The organism is Lentzea sp. NPDC036955 (assembly GCF_055608005.1).
In genome coordinates, this window is record NZ_JBVJRC010000006.1 from 193,557 (window position 1) to 208,618 (window position 15,062).

Consider the following 15,062-nt stretch of genomic DNA (forward strand, 5'->3'; position numbering starts at 1 on the left):
ATGAACTCGTCCTTCGCCCGGCGTCACTTCCTGCAACTGTTTGCCGCGCTCACGGCGACCGCGAGCGCGACCGGAACCGCTGCTGCCGCCGAGCTCGTCTCGGCGCAGGGCGGGTCCGGCCGGTTCCCGCTCGTGTCCAGGGGGAGGTCGGCGGTGCTGGTCGTCAGCACCGCCGACCACCCCGGCGTCGTCCGGGTCGCCGGTGACCTGCAGGCCGACGTGGAACGGGTCACCGGCGTCAAGCCGGCGCTCGTGCACTCCCTGCCCGACAAGGGCGACGTCGTGCTCATCGGCACGGTCGGCAGCCCGCTCGTCGACCGGCTCGTGGCGGCGGGCGCGCTCGACGTCACCGGCATCGCCGGCAGGTGGGAGACCTCGCTGACGCAGGAGGTCCGCACCGGCGGGCGGCGCGTGCTGGTGATCACCGGCAGCGACCAGCGCGGCACCGTCTACGGCACCTACGACCTCTCCCGCGCCATCGGCGTCTCGCCCTGGTACTGGTGGGACGACGTGCCCGTCGAGCACCGCGACGAGCTGCACGTGCGCTCCGAGCGGCACAGCCCCGGCCCGCCGTTCGTGAAGTACCGCGGCATCTTCATCAACGACGAGAACCCGGCGCTGGGCACCTGGGCGCCGCGCTACTTCGGCCCCGGTCACGCACCCGGTCACCCCGGCGGCTTCAACCACCTGTTCTGGGAGAAGGTCTTCGAGACCCTCCTGCGGCTGAAGGGCAACTACGTCTGGCCCGCGGTGTGGGGACGGGCGTTCGCCGAGGACGACCCGCTCAACCACGCCACCGCCACGCGCTACGGCATCGTCATGGGCACCTCGCACGAGGCGCCGATGATGCGCGGCATCGAGGAGTGGAACCGCCACGCCGTGCCCGCGGTGCGCGACGCGAACGGCGTCATCACCAAGCCGGGTCACGACCCGTACGGCGGCACGGGGGAGTGGAGCTTCCGCCGCAACGCCGACGCGATCAAGGCGTACTGGACTGACGGCATCCGCCGCATGGTGGACGAGGACATCGAGGGCGTCGTCACCGTCGGCATGCGCGGCAACGGCGACACCCAGCTGCCCGACGGCGACAGCATCGAGCTCATGCAGTCGATCATCGCGGCCGAGCAGGAGGTCCTCGCCCAGGTCACCGGGCGCGACCCGGCGCAGATCCCACAGGTGTGGACCCTCTACAAGGAGGTCCTGCGGTACTGGGACAAGGGCCTGCGCCCGCCCGACCACGTCACCGTCGTCTTCCCCGACGACAACTGGGGCAACCTGTGCAAGCTGCCGGACCGCTCGCTGCCGGAGCGCGCCGGCGGGTACGGCCTCTACTACCACTTCGACTACGTCGGCGTGGGGCGCAACTACAAGTGGGTCGACACCTGCGCGATCGCGAACCTGTGGGAGCAGCTGCACCAGGCGGCCGAGTACGGCATCTCCCGGCTGTGGGTCGCGAACGTCGGCGACTTCAAGGGCAACGAGCTGCCCACGCAGTTCTTCCTCGACTACGCCTGGAACCCGCAGGCGCTGCCGCTGGAACGGCTGTCCACCTGGGAGCGCGAGTACGCCGAGCAGAACTTCGGCAGGCGCGAGGCCGCGGCCATCGCCGAGGTGCTGAACGAGTACGGCCGGCTGCAGGCGCGGCGCAAGCCCGAGCTGCTCAACCGCCGCATCACCGTCGAGGGCACCACGATCGTCAACGACGACAGGGCGACCCCGTTCAGCCTGGTGAACTACCGCGAGCTCGACCGCGTCACCGAGGAGTGGAAGCGGCTGGGCCAGAAGGCCGAGCAGGTCGGCGCGCGACTGCCCGCCGCCTACCGCGACGCCTACTTCGAACTGGTGCTGTACCAGGTGAAGGCCACCGCGAACCTCTACGAGCTGCGGCACGCGGAGTTCACGAACCTCTTCTACGCCGCACAGGGCCGGGCGCTGGCCAACGACCTCGCCGCGACCACCGAGGCGCGGTTCGCCGACGACCTGGCGCTCGCGGACCGGTTCAACAACGTCGTCGCGGGCGGCAAGTGGCGTGGTTTCCAGACGCAGCCGCACATCGGGTACGGCGACGTCGAACGCTACGGGCCGAACGCGCCGTGGCAGCAGCCGGAGAAGGACAACGTGGCGCTGCCCGACGAGGTCTTCCCGCCGGTCCGCCGGATCACCCCGGCCGGTCCGGCCGAGATGGGTGTCGCGATCGACGGGTCCGAGCAGTGGTGGCCGTCCTCGCAGGAGCCGCCGGTGCTGCCGGAGCTCAGCCCGTTCCAGAGCGCGCCCGCGCCGTTCGTCGACGTCTTCAACCGCGGCACCGAGCCGTTCGACTGCACCATCACCTCCGGTGCGCCGTGGCTGGTCGTGCGGCCGGCGTCGGGCCGGGTGGACAAGCAGCTGCGCGCCACCCTCTCCGTGGACTGGTCACGGGCACCGAAGGGCACGACCAGCGTGCCGGTCGTGGTGTCCGGTGCGGGGCGCACGGTGACCGTGCGGGCCCCGATCGGCAACCCGGCGCTGCCGCACTCGTGGCGCGAGGGGTTCGTGGAGGCCGGCGGGTGCGTGTCGATCGAGGCCGAGCACCACAGCGCGAACGTCGCCGCCGGTGGCGTGCGGTGGCGGCGCATCCCCGGTCTCGGCCGCACGGGTGCGGGCATGAAGCCGTTCCCGGTCACCGCACTGAGCCAGGAACCCGGTCGCGGACCGCGGCTGGAGTACCGGCTCACGCTCCTCGCCCCCGGTGAGGTCACGGTGTGGGCGCACCTCTCGCCCCGCGCCGGGGTGCTGCCCACACCGGGCCTGCGCTACGCGGTGTCGTTCGACGACGAGGTGCCCCAGGTCGTCGACGCGATCAAGGTGCACGGCGCGGACCACTCGCTGATGAACCGGCCGTGGGAGCGCATGACCTCCGACAACGTCAACCGCACCGCCACCAGGCACACGATCACCAGGCCCGGCCCGCACGTGCTCCGGTTCTGGATGGTCGACCCCACGCTCGTGGTGCAGAAGCTGGTCGTGGACACCGGCGGCCTGCGCGCGAGCTACCTCGGACCGCCGGAGAGCAAGCGCATGTAGTCAATCCAAGGGAGCGACGATGAAGTTGCACTCAACCAGGACCACGCGGTTACTCGCGATCACGGCGGCGGCGGCCGCGATCGCGGCGGGCCAGGTGGTCCCGGCATCGGCCGCGGGGCCGTTGAAGGACATCACGAACAGGTGGGTCGGCAGCGCTGTGGCGGCGGGGCCGCTGGGCAGTCAGGCCGACTACCGCTCGGTGCTGACCCGCGAGTTCGACAGCGTGACGCCCGAGAACGAGATGAAGTGGGCGGTGGTCGAGCCCAACCGCGGCCAGTTCAACTGGTCCGGTGCGGACGCGATCGTCAACTACGCGCAGCAGAACGGCAAGACCGTGCGCGGGCACACCCTGGTGTGGCACAGCCAGTACCCCGGCTGGCTCAACAACCTCGGTGGCTCCGAGCTGCGCAGCGTGACCCAGCAGCACATCAACACCGAGATGGGCCGGTACCGCGGCAAGATCCGCGCGTGGGACGTCGTCAACGAGATCTTCGAGGAGAACGGCTCGCGCAGGCAGTCGATCTTCCAGACGCGCATGGGTGACGGGTTCGTCGCCGACGCGTTCCGCTGGGCGCGTGCCGCCGACCCGTCGGCCAAGCTCTACATCAACGACTACAACACCGAGGGGATCAACGCCAAGAGCGACGCCGTCTACAACCTGGTCCGCACGCTGAAGCAGCAGGGCGTGCCGATCGACGGCGTCGGCATCCAAACGCACCTCGCCACCCGGTACGGCTTCCCGTCGAGCTTCCGGCAGAACATCGAACGGCTGGCCGCGCTCGGCGTCGACATCGCGATCACCGAGGCCGACGTCCGCGTCCAGCTGCCGGTCGACTCGAACAAGCTGAACCAGCAGGCCAACTACTACAAGCAGATCTGGGACGCCTGCCACGCCGTCTCGCGGTGCGTGGAGTTCACGACGTGGGGGTACACGGACCGCCACTCGTGGGTGCCGGGGACGTTCCCCGGTGAGGGTGCTGCCTGCCTCTTCGACTCGAACCTGAGGCCGAAACCCGCCTACACCCGGATCAACCCGTAACGACCGACCCCCCGTCGGCCACGTCCTGCCCGGCACCCGAGCGGTGCCGGGCAGGACCGGCGGACCGCACCCAGAACCACGTCAAGGAGAGAGCGACGATGATGTTGCGCTTACCCCGGGTCCTCGTGATCACCGCGGCGGCGGCTGTGCTGGTGGCGAGCCAGGCGGTGCCCGCGTCGGCGGCGGGACCGCTGAAGAACAGCACGAACAGGTGGGTCGGCAGTGCCGTGGCCGCCGGTCCGCTGGCCGATGAGGCTGACTACCGCGCGGTGCTGACCCGCGAGTTCGACAGCGTCACCCCGGAGAACGAGATGAAGTGGGGCGTCGTCGAGGCGACCCGCGGCCAGTACGACTGGTCCGGCGCCGACGCGATCGTGAGCTATGCCAAGCGGACCGGCAAGTCCGTGCGCGGGCACACCCTGGTGTGGCACAGCCAGCTGCCCGACTGGGTCGCCGGGCTGGAGGCACCCGAGCTGCGCAAGGTGGTCAAGGAGCACATCAAGACCACCGCAGGGCGGTTCAAGGGCAAGATCCGCGCGTGGGACGTCGTGAACGAGGCGTTCAACGAGGACGGCACCCGCCGGCCGACGGTGTTCCAGGAGAAGCTCGGCGACGGCTACATCGCCGAGGCGTTCCGGCACGCGCACGCCGCGGACCCGAAGGCCAAGCTGTACATCAACGACTACAACATCGAGGGCCTCAACCCCAAGAGCGACGCGGTGCACGAGCTGGTGCGCAAGCTGAAGAGGCAGGGCGTGCCGATCGAGGGCGTCGGCATCCAGACGCACCTCGCGCTGCAGTACGGCTTCCCGACCACGATGAAGCAGAACATCGAGCGGTTCGCGAAGCTCGGCGTCGACGTCGCCATCACCGAGGCCGACGTGCGCATCCCGCAGCCGACCGACGCGGCGAAGCTGGAGGCCCAGGCCGACTTCTTCGAGCAGGCCTGGGACGCCTGCCACGCCGTCAAGCGGTGCGTGGAGTTCACGACGTGGGGCTTCACCGACCGGCACTCGTGGGTGCCCGGCGTGTTCCCCGGCGAGGACGACGCGTGCCTGTTCGACGACGACCTGCGGCCCAAGCCCGCCTACCAGCGCATCAACCCCTAGCGGGAGCCCCCACTTGGCACAGTTCTCGAACCCGGTCCTGCCCGGCTCGCACCCCGACCCGTCGGTGTGCCGGGTGGGACCGGACCACTACCTGGTGACCTCGACCTTCGAGTACTTCCCCGGCCTGCCGGTCTACCACAGCCTGGACCTCGTGCACTGGCGGCTGCTCGGCCACGTGCTCGACCGGCCGTCGCAGCTGCCGCTGCAGGGCGTGCCGGCCTCCGGTGGCCTGTACGCGCCGACGATCCGGCACCACGACGGCGTGTTCTACGTGGTCTGCACGCTGGTGCACGGCAAGAGCGAGTCCGGCAACTTCGTCGTGACCGCGACCGACCCGGCCGGTCCGTGGTCGGAACCGAAGTGGCTGCCGGAGGCCGACGGCTTCGACCCGTCGCTGTTCTTCGACGACGACGGCCGGGCGTGGTGGACCGCGACCCGGCTGGTGCGCCCGCCCGGTGAGACCGAGGTCTGGCTGCGCGAGTTCGACCCGGCCACCCTCGACCTGGTCGGGGACGAGCACGTGGTGTGGCGCGGCGCGATGAGGGACGCGGTCTGGCCGGAAGCACCGCACGTGTACAAGGTGGACGGCCGGTACGTGCTGCTGACCGCGGAGGGCGGCACGGACTTCGAGCACTCGGTCGTCGTGGCGACGGCGGACCACGTCACCGGCCCGTACCGCGGGTCGCTGCTCAACCCGGTGCTGACCCACCGCCACCTCGGCCGCGACCACCCGATCGCGGCGGCCGGGCACGCGGACCTGGTGTGCACGCAGAACGGCCAGTGGTACGCCGTGCTGCTCGCGACCAGGCCGTACGGCGGCTACTACTACAACCTCGGCCGCGAGACGTTCCTCGTGCCGGTGAGGTGGGAGGCGGGTGGCCCGGTGTTCAGCCCCGGCACCGGCAGGGTCGAGGCGTCCTACGACGTGCCCGACCTGCCGCCGCACCCGTGGCCGGAACCGGACAGGACCGACGACTTCGACGGGCCGGGGCTCGACCCGGTGTGGATGTTCCTGCGCACGCCGGAGGAGCCGTTCTGGTCGCTGGCTGACCGGCCGGGGCACCTGCGGCTGCGGGTCCGGCCGGAGTCGGTCACCGAGGCGGTCACGCCGAGCATCGTGCTGCGGCGCCAGCAGCACGCCAGCTTCCACGCGTCCTGCGTGCTCGACTTCGCCCCGGCGGGACCGTCAGAGGTGGCGGGGCTGGTGCTGCTGCAGAACGACGAGCACCACGTGCGGCTGCTGCTCGGCGCCGACCGGGAGGTCGTCCTCGTGCGCCGCTTCGGCGGCAAGGACGAGGAGCTCGCGCGGACGGCGGTCGGCGAGGGCGCGGTGCGGCTGTGCCTGGAGGCGGTCGGCCAGGACGTGCAGGCGCTGGTCGCCGCGGGCACCGAGGGCTGGCAGCTGCTCGGCGACCCGTTCGACGGGCGGGTGCTGAGCACCCCGGTCGCCGGCGGGTTCACCGGGGTCCACATCGGACTGTACGCGTCCTCCGAGGGCGTGCCGAGCGAGTCGTGGGCCGACTTCGACAGCTTCACCTACCGCGGCCTGGAGTAGCCGGTGCCCTCGCGGCACCGGCTGTCCGGAGGAGCTGATCAGTGGAACAGGCGCAGGGGGACCGCCTCCGCCAGAGCCCGGTACCCGGCCGGGTTCAGGTGCAGGTGGTCTCCCACGTCGAACGCGGTCAGCAGCTGCCGCGGTGCGGCCGGGTCGCGCACGGCGGCGTCGAGGTCGACCACGGCGTCGAAACGGCGGCTGGTGCGGATCCACCGGTTCACCGCCTGCCGCGCCGTCTCGCGGAACCCGCCCGCGTCGTCGTAGAAGCTGCCGCCGAACGGCAGCAGCGTCGCGCCGTACACGGCCAGGTCGTGCGCATGGGCCCGGTCGAGGACCTGCTGGTAGCCGGCGATGAGGCGCTCGGCGACGCGTTGCTGCGACGCCTGGTCCGCGGCGGCCGTGCCGATGTCGTTGATCCCCTCGAACAGCAGCAGCCACTCGACCCGGCTCTGCGCCAGCAGGTCGCGGTCGAGCCGCGCCAGCACGCTCGGGCCCAGGCCGTTGTCCAGCACCCGGTTGCCGCCCGCGGCCTGGTTCAGCACCGCCACCCCGGCGGTGCGTCGGTCCGCGCGCAACCGGTCGGCGAGCCGGTCGGGCCAGCGGTCGTTGCCGTTGGTGGTCGAACCGCGGCCGTCGGTCAGCGAGTCGCCGATCACGACGAGGGCCGACGTGCCCGCACCCGCGACCACCTCGACACCGCTGAGGAAGTACCAGTGGTCGGTGGGGGTCGCGCCGGGCAGGTCGGCCGCCTCGACGTGGTTGCCCGCCAGGAGGTGGGACGTGGTGCGCGAACCGGGGTGCGAGGTGATGTCGTTCGACGCCTGTCCGGTGGCGAGGTACGTGGTGACGGTGAGGATCGAGCCCGCGGCCAGCGGGAAGTCCAGCGGGTCGGACACCACGAGCATGCCGGGCGTGAGGTCCGCCGACGGCGAGCCGTTGAACGTCACCCGGCGCGTGCTGCCGGGTTCGACGGCGCTCACACCGGCCCGGCCGCCCGCGGGGAGTGCGACGGTGACCGCGGTGATCGGCAGCGTCGCGCCACCGAACGCGTTCGAGAACCGCAACCGCAGCCGCCGCCCGCCGATCGTGACCCGGACGGTCTGCCGCAGGGTCGAGTCGGCCAGCACGAGCCCGTCCTGGGTGAACGGCGCCGGCGGCATGTTGTGCGGCTCGGTCAGCTGGGGCATCGACGCCCACGTGCCGACCCAGCGTTCCCGGCCCCGCGGTGGCGTGGCGGCCACCGCGGTGGTGGTGGATCCGGCGACGACCGTGGCGGCCGCGGCGCCGAGGAAGGAGCGTCTGCGCATTGTCCCAACCCTTCGGGAGGAAGGCGTCCGTGATCGAACCTAGGAGGGCCGCGGCAACGCCGTCAATGAAGTGACACAAGGGAAATCGGCAGAACACCTGTGCGCCGGGCGGGGGCCGGAGGTGTGCCTCGCGCTGCCCTGCGCACGCCGCGGGAATGGCCTGCACCTGCCACCTCGGCCGGTTGACCGCGGGTGTCGGCGGTCCTACCGTGGGAGCTGTTCTGCCGAAGACCGATGTAGTCCTTTGTGGACACAACTCTCCGGGTGCCACCGGCGCCCTCGCCGTGGAACCGCCGTGTCCGCAGTCGCTGACGACGAGGAGTGCGCATGGCACGAGTGCTGATGCTGGTGGGTGACGCCGCGGAGGAGCTCGACTCGATGTACCCGCTGTTCCGCCTGCGGGAGGACGACCACGAGGTGGTGGTCGCCGCACCGACCACCCGCCCGGTGCAGCTGGTGGTGCACGACTTCGAGCCGGGCTGCGACGCCTACACGGAGAAACCCGGCCGGCGGCTGCCGGTGGACCTGGCGTTCGCCGACGTGCGGCCGGAGGAGTTCGACGCGCTGGTGATCCCGGGCGGCCGGGCACCGGAGTACATCCGCGTCGACCCGGACGTGGCGCGCATCGTCGAGCACTTCTTCACCCACGACCGCCCGGTCGGGACGATCTGCCACGGACCGCAGGTCCCGGCGGCGCTCGGGCTGCTGCGCGGCCGGACCACGGCGGCCTACCCGCCGCTGCGCGCCGACGTGGAGCAGGCCGGCGGGACGTTCGCCGACGGACCGGACGTGGTGGACGGCGTGATGGTCTCCTGCCGCGGCTGGCCGGACCTGCCGGAGTGGTCGCGCGCGTTCCTGCGGGTGCTGGCGAAGACGAACGGCAGCTGATCCTCCACAGTGGAAGACCGCACGTCCGACGCGGGCCGGGACGACTCCCGGCCCGCGTCGCCATCGCTCCCGAACGGCCCCTGGTCAAGGGAAAAATTGGCCGATATGTGCCACCTCCACCACCTTGTCCCCGGGCTCGGCCGAACCTAGGTTGACGGTTCACAAGGCCGGATTTCCCTGCTGGCACAGCGGTTGCCGGGGCTCGGAGGACTTCGATGGTGGGCTCACCCGTGCGCGGTCGCGCGCCTGGTCGGCTGTGGACGGGAGTGACCGGATGACGGTCCCGGCGGCGGCACTGCTGTCGGTCAGGGGCCTGGTCAAGCGGTTCCCCGGCGTGACGGCCCTGGGCGGGGTGGACTTCGACGTCCGCGCGGGGGAGGTGCACTGCCTGCTCGGGCAGAACGGGGCCGGCAAGTCGACGCTGATCAAGGTGCTGTCCGGTGCGCACCGCCCCGACGAGGGCGAGATCCGCTGGCGCGGCGAGGTCGTGTCGTTCGGCCACCCCACCGCCGCGATGCGCAGCGGGGTGGCCGCCATCTACCAGGAGCTGGACCTCGTCGCGGGCCTCTCGGTGGCCGACAACGTCTTCCTCGGGCACGAACTGTCCACTGCGGGCTTCAGCCGGCGCGCGGAGGCGCACCGCAGGACCCGTGCGCTGCTCGACCGGCTGGGCCACCCCGACATCGCGCCGGACCGGGATGTCGGCCGGTTGTCCGTGGCCCACCAGCAGGTCGTCAGCATGGCGCGGGCGCTGTCGCTGGACGGACAGCTGCTCATCATGGACGAGCCGTCGGCCGTGCTGGACCCGGACGAGGTGCGGGTGCTGTTCGACGTCATCCGCGAGCTGACCGCCCAGGGCGTGGCCGTCATCTACATCTCGCACCGGCTGGCCGAGATCAGGGAGATCGGCGACCGGGTGACCGTGCTCAAGGACGGCCGCACCGTCGCGACGGGCCTGTCCGCGCGCGAGGTGCGGACCGCGGACCTGATCGCGTTGATGACCGGGCGCGACCTCGACAACGTCTACCCCGACCGGCCGCCGCTCGACCCGGCCGCGCCGGAGGTGCTGGTGGTGCGCGGGCTGACCGACGGCGACCGCTTCCGCGACGTGGACCTGACCGTCCGCGCCGGTGAGGTGGTCGGGCTCGCCGGTCTGGTCGGGTCGGGCCGCTCGGAGATCCTGGAGACCGTCTACGGCGCCCGCAAACGGGCCGGTGGCACGGTCGAGGTGGACGGCAGGCCGTTGCGGCGCGGTGGTGTCGGGGCGGCGGTGCGCGCGGGCATGGGGCTGTGCCCGGAGGAGCGCAAGAGCCAGGGGCTGCTGCTGGACCAGGCCGTCTACCGCAACATCACCGTGTCGTCGATGTCGGCCTTCGCCCGGTTCGGGTTCCTCGACGACCGCGCCGAACGCGCCCGCTCGACCGCGCTGACCGAGGCGCTGGACGTGCGCCCAGCCGGGGTCGACCGCGTGGTGCGCGGCCTGTCCGGCGGCAACCAGCAGAAGGTGGTGCTCGCGCGGTGGCTGCTGCGGGAGTGCCGGGTGCTGCTGCTCGACGAACCCACGCGCGGGGTCGACGTGGGCGCGCGCAACGAGATCTACGAGCTGATCCGCGACCTGGCGGCCAGGGGGGTGGCCGTCGTCGTCGTGTCGAGCGACGTGGAGGAGGTCCTCGGGCTGGCCGACCGGGTGCTGGTCGTGCGCGAGGGCCGGGTGGTCCACGACGGGCCGGCCGGCGAGATCGACGAGTCCCGGGTCCTCGACCTGGTCATGGAAGGACACGCCGCATGAGCGAGGACACCGCCGTGCCCGCGCGAACACAGGGCAGAGCGCCCGCAGCCAAGGAGACCGGCATCGCGGGCCTGCTGGGCTCCGCCGCCGGGCGCAACACCGGACTCGTGGTCGCACTGGTCCTGCTGTGCGCGGGCGGTGTGGTCACCGCCGGGGACCGGTTCGCCGACATCGACAACGTGCTCACGATCCTGCGGCTCGCGGCCGTGATCGGCGTGGTGAGCATCGGCATGACGTTCGTGATCACCGGCGGCGGCATCGACCTGTCCGTGGGCGCGATCGTCGCGCTGTCCTCGGTGTGGGCGACCACGCTGGCCACGCAGGGCCTGGCCGGCGACACCCACTGGATCGTCATGGTGTTCACGGCCCTGCTGGTGGGCGGGGCCTGCGGGCTGGTCAACGGGGTGCTGATCGCGTACGGCCGGGTCGTGGCGTTCATCGCGACCCTGGCGAGCCTGGCCGCCGCACGCGGCCTGGCCGAGATCATCTCCAACCGCAAGACGCAGATCGTGAACGTGCCGGGCTTCGCCGCGTTCTTCGACGCGTCGGTGCTGGGCGTCCCGGTGCTGGTGGTGATCTTCGCGCTGGTCGCGGTCGGCGGGTGGGTGCTGCTCAACCGCACGACGTTCGGGCGCAGGACGTTCGCCGTCGGCGGCAACCCGGAGGCGGCCCGGCTCGCCGGCATCGACGTGCGGCGGCACACCGTGATGCTGTACTCGCTGCTGGGCCTGTGCTGCGGGCTGGCCGCGGTCATGCTCATCGCCCGCACCACCACCGGCAGCGCCACCCACGGCGGCCTGTACGAGCTCGACGCCATCGCCGCGGTCGTCATCGGCGGCACGCTGCTCTCCGGCGGCCGCGGCACGATCGCGGGCACCGTCTTCGGCGTCCTGATCTTCACGACGCTGTCGAACGTCTTCACCCTCAACAACCTCTCCATCTCCGCCCAGGCCGTCGCGAAGGGCGCGATCATCGTGGTCGCCGTCCTCCTGCAGCAGCGGCTCGCCCGACGCAGCGGCGCTTGACGCCGCCCCTCCAGACCGCTGCCACCCGAGGAGACAAGAAAGTCATGCCGCACAAGAGAACCACCCGCATCGCCGCAGCGGCGGCGACACTCGCGCTCGGAGCCGCGCTGACCGCGTGCACCGGCAACACGCCGCAGGACACCGGAGGTGGCGGCAACCAGGGCGGGGTGCGGGTCGCCAACGACGAGCCGGGCAAGAAGGTCGTCATCGGCTTCTCGGCACCGGCCGCCGACCACGGCTGGATGGCCGCGATCACCGACGCCGCGAAGAAGGAGGCCGGCAAGTACTCCGACGTCGAGCTGCGCGTCGTCGAGGGCACCAACGACCCCAACCTCCAGATCAGCCAGGTCGAGACGTTCATCAACGACAAGGTCGACGCGATCGTCCTGCTGCCGTTCGACGGCGCCGCGCTCACCCCGGTCGCGCTCAAGGCCATGAAGGCCGGCATCACCGTGATCAACGTCGACCGCCGGTTCGACAGCCCGTTCGCGGCGCGGTCCACGGTGCTGGGCGACAACTACGGCATGGGCGTGTCCGCGGGCACCTACGTCTGCGAGAAGCTCAAGGGCAAGGGCGACGCCGTGGTCGCGGAGATCGCCGGCATCGACTCGCTGCCGCTGACCCAGGACCGCAGCAAGGGCTTCGCCGAGGCGCTCGCGGGCTGCGGCCTGAAGGTGACCAACCGGGTGGCCGCCGAGTTCACCGTCGAGAGCGGTGAGCGAGCGGCGGCGAACCTGCTGCAGGCCGCGCGCAAGATCGACGCCATCTGGAACCACGACGACGACCAGGGCGTCGGCGTCGCGGCCGCGGTCAAGAACTCCGGCCGCGGCGAGTTCTTCATGGTCGGCGGCGCGGGCTCGGCGAACGTGATGCGCGAGATCAAGGCCGACAACGGGCCGCACAAGGCGACGGTCGTCTACCCGTCGACCCAGGGTGCGGACGGCATCCGGCTGGCCCGGCTCGCGGTGCAGGGCAAGAGCCTCGGCGACCTGGTCGAGGTGGAGGTCCCCCGCGAGGTCCAGCTGTACGCGCCGGTCGTGACGAAGGACAACGTCGACCGCTACCTGCCGACCGCCTTCGAGTCCTGAGAGGGAACGCACTGTGACGACGCTGGGCATCGCAATGGTCGGCCACGCGTTCATGGGAGCCGCTCACTCCCAGGCGTGGCGGGTCGCCCCCCGCTTCTTCGACCTGCCGGTGCGGCCGGTGATGGCGGTGCTGTGCGGCCGGGACCCCGGCCGCACGCGCGCCGCCGCCGACCGGCTCGGCTGGGCCGACGCCGCGACCGACTGGAAGTCCGTGCTGGACCGCGACGACGTGCACGTGGTGGACATCTGCACACCGGGTGACACGCACGCCGAGATCGCGGTCGCCGCCCTGGAGGCGGGCAAGCACGTGCTGTGCGAGAAGCCGCTGGCCAACAGCGTCGCCGAGGCGGTCGCCATGGCGGAAGCGGCCGCACGCGCCGCCGAACGCGGGGTGCGGGCGATGGTGGGCTTCAGCTACCGGCGGGTGCCCGCGCTCGCCCTGGCCCGCGACCTCGTCGCGCAGGGCAGGCTCGGCCGCGTCCACCACGTGCGCGCCCAGTACCTGCAGGACTGGATCGTCGACCCGGCCGCACCGCTGTCGTGGCGGCTGGACAAGGAGAAGGCCGGTTCCGGCGCGCTCGGCGACATCGGCGCGCACATCGTGGACGCCACCCAGTTCATCCTCGGCGACACCGTCGCCGAGGTGACCGGGACCATGGAGACGTTCGTGCCGGAGCGGCCCGTCGCGGCCGCCCACTCCGGGCTGTCGGGCACCGCCGCGGGCAGCGAGACCGGCCCGGTCACCGTGGACGACGCCGCGCTGTTCCTGGCCCGCTTCACCGGCGGCGCGCTCGCCTCGTTCGAGGCGACCCGCTTCGCCAACGGCCGCAAGAACGCGCTGCGCATCGAGGTCAACGGCTCGGCGGGCAGCCTGGCGTTCGACTTCGAGGACATGAACGTCCTGCAGTTCTTCGACGGCACCGAGGACGCGTCCGTCGCCGGGTTCCGCCGGATCGTGGTCACCGAGCCGGAGCACCCGTACGTGTCCGCGTGGTGGCCTGCCGGGCACGGCCTCGGCTACGAGCACGCGTTCACCCACCAGGCCGTGGACTTCGTGCGAGCCGTGGCCGCGGGCACCGACCCGGCGCCGTCGTTCGCCGACGGCCTCCAGGTGCAGCGGGTGCTCGCGGCGGTCGAGACGAGTGCTGAGTCCCGCACGTGGCAACAGGTCTGAGGAGGCAGAACAGATGGCACGCCCGATCACGTTGTTCACCGGCCAGTGGGCCGACCTGCCGTTCGAGGAGGTCTGCCGGCTGGCCTCCGGCTGGGGCTACGACGGCCTGGAGATCGCCTGCTGGGGCGACCACCTCGACCCGTGGCGAGCCGCGGAGGACGACGACTACGTCGCCGACCGGCTGGAGGTCCTCGCCAAGCACGACCTGAAGGTGTGGACGATCTCCAACCACCTCACCGGCCAGGCCGTCTGCGACGACCCGATCGACGAGCGGCACCAGGGCATCCTGTCCGCCCGCAACTGGGGCGACGGCGACCCCGAGGGCGTGCGGCAGCGCGCGGCCGAGGAGATGAAGATGACCGCGCGGGCCGCGGCGAAGCTCGGCGTCGACACCGTCGTGGGCTTCACCGGCTCGTCGATCTGGAAGACCGTCGCGATGTTCCCGCCGGCACCGCAGTCGATGATCGACGCCGGGTACCAGGACTTCGCCGACCGCTGGAACCCAATCCTCGACGTGTTCGACGAGGTCGGCGTCCGGTTCGCGCACGAGGTCCACCCGTCCGAGATCGCCTACGACTACTGGACGACCGTGCGGGCGCTGGAGGCGATCGGGCACCGGCCCGCGTTCGGCCTCAACTGGGACCCGTCGCACTTCGTGTGGCAGGACCTCGACCCGGTCGGGTTCCTGTGGGACTTCCGCGACCGGATCTACCACGTCGACTGCAAGGACGCCCGGCGCCAGGTCGGCAACGGCCGCAACGGCCGGATGGGCTCGCACCTGGCGTGGGCGGACCCGCGGCGCGGCTGGGACTTCGTCTCGACCGGACGCGGCGACGTGCCGTGGGAGCAGTCGTTCCGGATGCTCAACACCATCGGGTACTCCGGTCCGATCAGCGTCGAGTGGGAGGACGCCGGCATGGATCGCCTCGTCGGCGCGCCCGAGGCGCTGGAGTTCATCCGCCGCAACGCCTTCGACCCGCCGTCGGCTTCCTTCGACGCCGCGTTCAGCTCGGGCGGGTGACGCG

Annotated in this window: 11 protein-coding genes; 10 read left to right on the forward strand and 1 reads right to left on the reverse strand. The window is 71.7% G+C overall.

The genetic code is table 11. The annotated features are described in order from the left end of the window. From ACZ7CF_RS21660 to ACZ7CF_RS21675, 4 genes are all read left to right on the forward strand, one after another. Entirely contained in the window at positions 1–3,063 is a 3,063-nt protein-coding gene (locus ACZ7CF_RS21660; protein WP_470370390.1) for a glycosyl hydrolase 115 family protein, read from the forward strand. Between the two features lie 19 nt (positions 3,064–3,082). After that, the gene (locus ACZ7CF_RS21665) at positions 3,083–4,102 is read left to right on the forward strand and encodes an endo-1,4-beta-xylanase (protein WP_360389615.1); all 1,020 of its coding nucleotides are present in this window, start codon (positions 3,083–3,085) and stop codon (positions 4,100–4,102) included. A gap of 98 nt (positions 4,103–4,200) precedes the next feature. Further along, positions 4,201–5,211, forward strand: a complete 1,011-nt coding sequence (locus tag ACZ7CF_RS21670; protein WP_470370391.1) for an endo-1,4-beta-xylanase — start codon at positions 4,201–4,203, stop codon at positions 5,209–5,211. 13 nt (positions 5,212–5,224) lie between these two features. Beyond that, positions 5,225–6,766, forward strand: a complete 1,542-nt coding sequence (locus ACZ7CF_RS21675) for a glycoside hydrolase family 43 protein (protein WP_360389610.1) — start codon at positions 5,225–5,227, stop codon at positions 6,764–6,766. 38 nt (positions 6,767–6,804) lie between these two features. On the opposite strand, the gene ACZ7CF_RS21680 is transcribed toward ACZ7CF_RS21675, so the two are convergent. Continuing rightward, positions 6,805–8,073 (reverse strand): SGNH/GDSL hydrolase family protein, encoded by a 1,269-nt coding sequence (locus ACZ7CF_RS21680; RefSeq protein ID WP_470370392.1) that lies wholly within the window; start codon positions 8,071–8,073, stop codon positions 6,805–6,807. Positions 8,074–8,400: 327 nt separating this feature from the next. Here ACZ7CF_RS21680 and ACZ7CF_RS21685 point away from each other — a divergent pair, with 327 nt between their 5' ends. The 6 genes from ACZ7CF_RS21685 to ACZ7CF_RS21710 all read left to right on the forward strand — a co-directional run bounded on the left by ACZ7CF_RS21685 (position 8,401) and on the right by ACZ7CF_RS21710 (position 15,058). Further along, entirely contained in the window at positions 8,401–8,961 is a 561-nt protein-coding gene (locus tag ACZ7CF_RS21685; protein ID WP_360389605.1) for a DJ-1/PfpI family protein, read from the forward strand. A 274-nt stretch (positions 8,962–9,235) separates the two neighbouring features. Next, positions 9,236–10,750, forward strand: a complete 1,515-nt coding sequence (locus tag ACZ7CF_RS21690) for a sugar ABC transporter ATP-binding protein (RefSeq protein ID WP_360389602.1) — start codon at positions 9,236–9,238, stop codon at positions 10,748–10,750. Then, positions 10,747–11,775: an ABC transporter permease gene (locus ACZ7CF_RS21695; protein WP_360389599.1), complete on the forward strand. Its 1,029-nt coding sequence runs from the start codon at positions 10,747–10,749 to the stop codon at positions 11,773–11,775. Before ACZ7CF_RS21690 ends, ACZ7CF_RS21695 begins: the two co-directional genes overlap by 4 nt. 44 nt (positions 11,776–11,819) lie before the next feature. Beyond that, positions 11,820–12,863 (forward strand): substrate-binding domain-containing protein, encoded by a 1,044-nt coding sequence (locus ACZ7CF_RS21700; protein WP_470370393.1) that lies wholly within the window; start codon positions 11,820–11,822, stop codon positions 12,861–12,863. A 34-nt stretch (positions 12,864–12,897) separates the two neighbouring features. After that, positions 12,898–14,037, forward strand: a complete 1,140-nt coding sequence (locus tag ACZ7CF_RS21705; RefSeq protein ID WP_360389868.1) for a Gfo/Idh/MocA family protein — start codon at positions 12,898–12,900, stop codon at positions 14,035–14,037. Positions 14,038–14,050: 13 nt separating this feature from the next. Beyond that, positions 14,051–15,058: a sugar phosphate isomerase/epimerase family protein gene (locus ACZ7CF_RS21710; protein ID WP_360389594.1), complete on the forward strand. Its 1,008-nt coding sequence runs from the start codon at positions 14,051–14,053 to the stop codon at positions 15,056–15,058. The last annotated feature ends 4 nt before the right edge of the window (positions 15,059–15,062 follow it).

Bases quoted from the DNA above. Each gene is read 5' to 3' on its own strand.
- ACZ7CF_RS21660 (WP_470370390.1), top strand. From the start codon at position 1: ATGAACTCGTCCTTCGCCCGGCGTCACTTCCTGCAACTGTTTGCCGCG.
- ACZ7CF_RS21665 (WP_360389615.1), top strand. From the start codon at position 3,083: ATGAAGTTGCACTCAACCAGGACCACGCGGTTACTCGCGATCACGGCG.
- ACZ7CF_RS21670 (WP_470370391.1), top strand. From the start codon at position 4,201: ATGATGTTGCGCTTACCCCGGGTCCTCGTGATCACCGCGGCGGCGGCT.
- ACZ7CF_RS21680 (WP_470370392.1), bottom strand. From the start codon at position 8,073: ATGCGCAGACGCTCCTTCCTCGGCGCCGCGGCCGCCACGGTCGTCGCC.
- ACZ7CF_RS21685 (WP_360389605.1), top strand. From the start codon at position 8,401: ATGGCACGAGTGCTGATGCTGGTGGGTGACGCCGCGGAGGAGCTCGAC.
- ACZ7CF_RS21690 (WP_360389602.1), top strand. From the start codon at position 9,236: ATGACGGTCCCGGCGGCGGCACTGCTGTCGGTCAGGGGCCTGGTCAAG.
- ACZ7CF_RS21695 (WP_360389599.1), top strand. From the start codon at position 10,747: ATGAGCGAGGACACCGCCGTGCCCGCGCGAACACAGGGCAGAGCGCCC.
- ACZ7CF_RS21700 (WP_470370393.1), top strand. From the start codon at position 11,820: ATGCCGCACAAGAGAACCACCCGCATCGCCGCAGCGGCGGCGACACTC.
- ACZ7CF_RS21705 (WP_360389868.1), top strand. From the start codon at position 12,898: ATGGTCGGCCACGCGTTCATGGGAGCCGCTCACTCCCAGGCGTGGCGG.
- ACZ7CF_RS21710 (WP_360389594.1), top strand. From the start codon at position 14,051: ATGGCACGCCCGATCACGTTGTTCACCGGCCAGTGGGCCGACCTGCCG.